The 717-nt window shown below is 35.0% G+C and carries 2 pseudogenes; both read left to right on the top strand.

Features of this window, described 5'->3' with window-relative positions:
• Window positions 1-235 (top strand): annotated as a pseudogene (locus DMP16_RS10485) (hypothetical protein); the annotation flags it as partial.
• Window positions 232-717 (top strand): annotated as a pseudogene (locus tag DMP16_RS10490) (homoserine dehydrogenase); the annotation flags it as partial. The pseudogenes DMP16_RS10485 and DMP16_RS10490, both read left to right, overlap by 4 nt.

Below are 717 nucleotides of genomic sequence, written 5' to 3' on the forward strand. Positions count from 1 at the left end.
AGATAAAGGTATTCCAATATTAGTAGATGATGAAGGTAGGGTACTTCACGTTTATCCTCACAGGGATTCAATTATCACTAGCGTAACTTCAGATACAAAAAACGTAGTTATAGTAGGAGCTGGAGTACCAAATGTAGAAGAAGACCTAGTTAAGAGGGCTGTGGATAATGTAGTAGACTTATTAGAGAGGTTTTGTAGTGGTAAAAAGGACTATGAAACCTTGGTGATAAAATGAAACTATTATTAGTGGGTTATGGTAACGTAGGAAGGGCGTTCAGAAAACTACTTTATGAGAAAAAAGATAGGTATCCAATATTACAAGATGTTGAAATTGCTGGGATAGTTACTAGACGAGGTTTTATGATGGGAGATAAAGATGATTTCATCCCTGAGAAAACCATTAATGTGATTGAAGCATTAGATTTTGTAAATCCAGAAGTAGTAGTTGACACTTCTAGCCCTAATTATAACGATGGAGAACCTTCAGTAAGCCTTTACATTAAAGCGTTATCGCGAGGAATACACGTGATAACAGTTAATAAGGCGCCACTAGCTCTTGAATTTCAAAAATTATTTGAAGTAGCAGAAAAACATGGCTCAAAAATAGGTTTTCAAGGTACCGTAATGAGTGGTACACCATCTATAAACTTATATAGAGTTCAACCTTTAGTAGAGGTGTTTAAGATAAGGGGAATATTAAATGGTACTACAAATTAC

It is taken from the genome of Sulfolobus sp. B1 (assembly GCF_007050195.1).
Taxonomy (GTDB): domain Archaea; phylum Thermoproteota; class Thermoprotei_A; order Sulfolobales; family Sulfolobaceae; genus Saccharolobus.